The 4,051-nt window shown below is 70.6% G+C and carries 4 protein-coding genes; 3 read left to right on the top strand and 1 reads right to left on the bottom strand.

Features of this window, described 5'->3' with window-relative positions:
- Positions 1-5: 5 nt before the first annotated feature.
- Positions 6-899, bottom strand: a complete 894-nt coding sequence (gene amrB / locus D6682_08075; GenBank protein ID RMH50014.1) for an AmmeMemoRadiSam system protein B — start codon at positions 897-899, stop codon at positions 6-8.
- On the opposite strand from amrB, the gene D6682_08070 reads away from it, so the two are divergent.
- From D6682_08070 to D6682_08060, 3 genes are all read left to right on the top strand, one after another.
- Positions 898-2,040 (top strand): carbamoyl-phosphate synthase small subunit, encoded by a 1,143-nt coding sequence (locus tag D6682_08070; GenBank protein RMH50013.1) that lies wholly within the window; start codon positions 898-900, stop codon positions 2,038-2,040. The two genes, amrB and D6682_08070, sit on opposite strands and share 2 nt — an antisense overlap.
- Before the next feature lie 67 nt (positions 2,041-2,107).
- A complete protein-coding gene (locus tag D6682_08065; protein RMH50012.1) occupies positions 2,108-3,367 on the top strand; it encodes a Sun protein in 1,260 nt (419 codons plus the stop codon).
- The coding region (locus D6682_08060; GenBank protein ID RMH50015.1) for a tRNA 2-thiouridine(34) synthase MnmA at positions 3,364-4,051 on the top strand (688 nt) is incomplete at its 3' end. The genes D6682_08065 and D6682_08060, both read left to right, overlap by 4 nt.

Genomic DNA, 4,051 nt, shown 5'->3' with positions numbered 1-4,051 from the left:
CTGCGTCATGCCACGACAAACCCGGCGTAGCCGACCACGCTCTGCCGGCCGCCGCCGCTGTCGCCGGAGTTGCAGTAGCCGGTCATCTCGATGGCACAGTCGCCCCCCTGTCGCAGCAGGCTGAGCGCATTGATGCCGGTGGCGCCGCAGGCGCGCTGATGGTCGATCGCCCGCCCGGCGAGGATGGCGGCACAGCTCTCCTGGTCGACGCGCTGCGCTGTTTCGTACGGGAGGAAATGGGAGAGATCGGAGCTGATGATCACCAGCGTGGCATCGTCCGCCCAGAGTGCAGCCAGGCCACGGGCCAGTATCTCCGGCGCAATCATGCCGGCGGCGATCGGCACCAGCTGCGGCGGCTCCCGGTAGAGCAGCTGCAGATAAGGCAGCAGCACCTCGATGGCGTGCTCCTCGGCGTGGACCCGGTCGTCGATTGCGAACCCCTCAGCTCCACCGGCCAGCGCATCGACAGCCTCCTGGTCGACGGTGACATCCCCCAGCGGCGTACGAAAGGCCGCCGCCCCGCAGAGGGCGGCGCCGGAGGTGGCCACCCGGTGGGTCGGGCAGACGACCACCATCCGCCGATAGCCGTGGCCATGGAGATGGCGCAGGGCACCGGCGGCGATCGGCGCGCAGTAGCAGTGGCCCGCGTGGGGCAGGATCAGCGCCTTCGGCCGTGGATGCTCCTCCCCATCGCCGGCGAGCAGAGCGGCCAGCTGCCGCCGCAGCTCGGCGGCATCCGCACTGTAGAAGCTGCCCGCCACGGCGGGCGGACGCACATCGCCTCGCACCGGGTTCATCCTGCAACCTCCCACGGGTGGATTTGCTTCGGGTAGGATATTAGGGTTTCCCCATCCGTCAACCATCCGTCCACGCACGATCGAGGTCTCCCGAGCCGCCATGCAACAGCCCAGCACCCCCGCAATTCTGGCCCTGGAGGATGGGCGCGTCTTCCATGGAACGGCGCTGGGGAAGCGTGGCGGCACCGTCGGCGAGGTCTGCTTCAACACCTCGATCACCGGCTATCAGGAGATCCTCTCCGACCCCTCCTACAAGGATCAGCTGATCACCTTCACCACGCCGCACATCGGCAATGTCGGCGCCAACCCGGACGATATGGAGTCCGACGGCGTGCACGCCAACGGCGTCATCGTCCGGCAGGCGGCGCGCATCCACGCCAACCACCGCGCCCGGCAGTCGTGGCACGACTGGCTGATGGAGCATGGCGTGGTCGGCATCGAAGGGGTCGACACCCGGGCGCTGACCCGCCATCTGCGCGACCGCGGCGCGCTGCGCGGCGCCATCGCCTCCGACGGGACCCCCGCCGAGAAGCTGATCGACCGGGCGCGCCAATGGGCGGGGCTGCCCGGGCGCGACCTGCTCTCCGAGGTGAGCGGCCGCCTGCCCGGGCGGTGGCGGCAGGGAAGCTACGACCTGGACCGCGCCTCCTTCCGCTCCGCGCCCAAGGTACACACACCCACCGTTGCCGTTCTTGATTTCGGATGTAAGTTCAATATCCTGAACATGCTTGTTGACCAGAAGCTTGAGCCGGTGATCCTGCCGGCCAGGACCACCGCCGAGGAGATTCTGGCCCGCGATCCCGCCGGCATCTTCCTCTCCAACGGCCCCGGCGATCCGGCAGCAGCACCCTATGCGGTGGAGACCATCCGCCGGCTGCTGGAGTGTGACCTGCCCATCTTCGGCATCTGCATGGGCCATCAGCTGCTCTGCCAGGCGCTGGGGTTGACCACCTTCAAGCTCAAGTTCGGCCATCGCGGCGGCAACCACCCGGTCGCCGCCCGCGGCAAGGTGGAGATCTCCAGCCAGAACCACGGCTTCGCGGTGGCCGACGAGGCGATCCCGCCGCAGATCGAGGTCACCCACCGTTCGCTGTTCGACGGCACCATCGAGGGGATCGCGCTCAAGGATCGGCCGGTCTTCTCGGTGCAGTATCATCCCGAGGCCAGCCCCGGCCCGCACGACGGCGGTTGGCTCTTCCGCCGCTTCGCCGAGGCGGTACACGCCTACGCCGCCAGCCGCTAGCCGCACGCCGGTCGGCCCGACCGACCGCCCCCGCCGCAGCCGTCGCACAACCTCCCTCCCCCCGGGGGTGGCGGTGCGGCTGCTGGCCATCGAGGGAATCATCGGCGTGCTCCACCACCAACGCCCCCCCGACCGACTGCTGCAACAGGCGCGCAGCCGGCTGGAGGAGCGGCGCGACCGCGCCCTGCTCCATCGACTGATCGCCGGCGTGCTGCGCCACCACTTCACGCTGGAGGCCGACTGGTCGCGCTTCGTCCGGCGCAAGCCTGATCCGGTCGCCCGCGCCGGGCTGCTGCTCGGCACGCTGCAGTTGCGCCGGCTGCAGATCGCCGACCATGCGGCGATCCATGCCACGGTCGAGGCGGTCAAACAGCGCGCCCCGCGCGCCGGCGCACTGGTCAACGCCGTGCTGCGCAAGGTGGCGGCCACGCCTCCGCCAGGACGCTGCAAACCCCACCAGCGGCTGGAGCTGCCCAAATGGCTCTACGCCCACTGGCGCGACCAGTTGGGCAGCGAGGCGGTCGCATCCATCGCCCGGGCGGCTGCCGATCCACCGCCGCTGACGGTGGCGGCGCGGGTCGATCGGGCGGAGCTGATCGCCCGCTGGCGTGATGCCGGCATCGATGCCCGGCCGGGGGCGTTGGCGCCAGACGCCATCCTGCTGCCGCCAGAGACCGATCCGACCGCCCTGCCCGGCTGGGCGGAAGGGTGCTGCACGGTGATCGATCAGTCGGCCCAGCTTGCCGCCCTCGCCCTGCCGGAGAGCCCCGGCTGCTGCCTAGATCTCTGCTCCGCTCCCGGAGGCAAGTATGCGCTGCTCCACCGGCGCATGGGGCGCACCGTCGCGCTCGAGCTGGAGCCGCGCCGACTGCGGCGCTGGCGGGAGAACCGTGAGCGACTGAGGCTCGACGGTGCAGCGCTGGTGCTCGGCGACGCCTGCCGCCCGCCGTTCCCCCCCGGCCGCTTCCCCCGGATCATGCTCGATGCCCCCTGCACCGCCTCCGGCCTCTTGCGCCGCCACCCCGATGTGAAGTTTCTGCACGACACAGGGCAGATCGCCGTGCTGGCCGAACAGCAGCAGCGGATGATCACAGCCGCCGCCGGACTGCTCGCCCCGGGCGGGCTGCTCGCCTACGCCGTCTGCTCGATCCATCATGAGGAGAACGAGGCGGTGGTGGCGGCGGTGACCGACGCGGGCGGGCTCCTCCCCGCACCACTGCCCGCGCCGCTTATCCCCTTCGCCACAGGGCCGGGCATGGCCCGCATCCTGCCCGGCCCCGACCGCGACGGCTTCTTCGTCGCGCTGCTGCAACGCCCCGACGAATGATGCATCCTGCCGGGTTGCGCGGCGCGCGGGTGATCGCCGCGATGAGCGGCGGGGTGGATTCGTCGCTGGTCGCCGCCCTGCTGCAACAACAGGGGGCGGAGGTGATCGGCGTCTTCCTCCAGGTGTGGGACTACCAGCGCACCGAGGTGGCCCGCCACGGCTCCTGCTGCGCGCTGGAAGACGCCTACGACGCCCGCCGCGTCTGCGACCGGCTGGGTATCCCCTTCTACAGCATGGACATGCGCCACGCCTTCCGGCAGCAGGTGATCGACCCGTTTATCGCCGACTATGCCGCCGGCCGCACGCCCAATCCGTGCGCGCGCTGCAACCGCTTCGTCAAGTTCGGCGCACTGCTGCGGGCCGCCGACGAGCTGGGGGTTGAATGGATCGCCACCGGCCACTATGTGCAGCGGGTGGACGACGCCTGCGGCACCCGCCTGCTGCGCGCCATCGACCGAACCAAGGATCAGAGCTACTTCCTCGCCACCACCGAGCCGGCGGCGATCCAGCGCCTCTGCTTCCCGCTCGGCCGGATGCACAAGGAAGAGGTGCGGGCACGGGCGGCACGAATGGGGCTGCCCACCGCCGCCAAGCGGGAGAGCCAGGACATCTGCTTCATCCCCGACGGCGACCGCACCGCCTTTCTGCGCGCGCAGCGGATGGAGGAGGGATTCCGCCCCGGGT

Source organism: Zetaproteobacteria bacterium, assembly GCA_003696765.1.
GTDB lineage: Bacteria > Pseudomonadota > Zetaproteobacteria > Mariprofundales > J009 > RFFX01.
The sequence above is the reverse complement of the archived record's forward strand: the minus strand, read 5'-3'. Positions and strand labels throughout refer to the sequence as shown.

What these genes read in the sequence shown, in the direction of transcription:
- D6682_08070 (RMH50013.1), top strand. Translation starts at nt 898, where the DNA reads ATGCAACAGCCCAGCACCCCCGCAATTCTGGCCCTGGAGGATGGGCGC.
- amrB (RMH50014.1), bottom strand. Translation starts at nt 899, where the DNA reads ATGGCGGCTCGGGAGACCTCGATCGTGCGTGGACGGATGGTTGACGGA.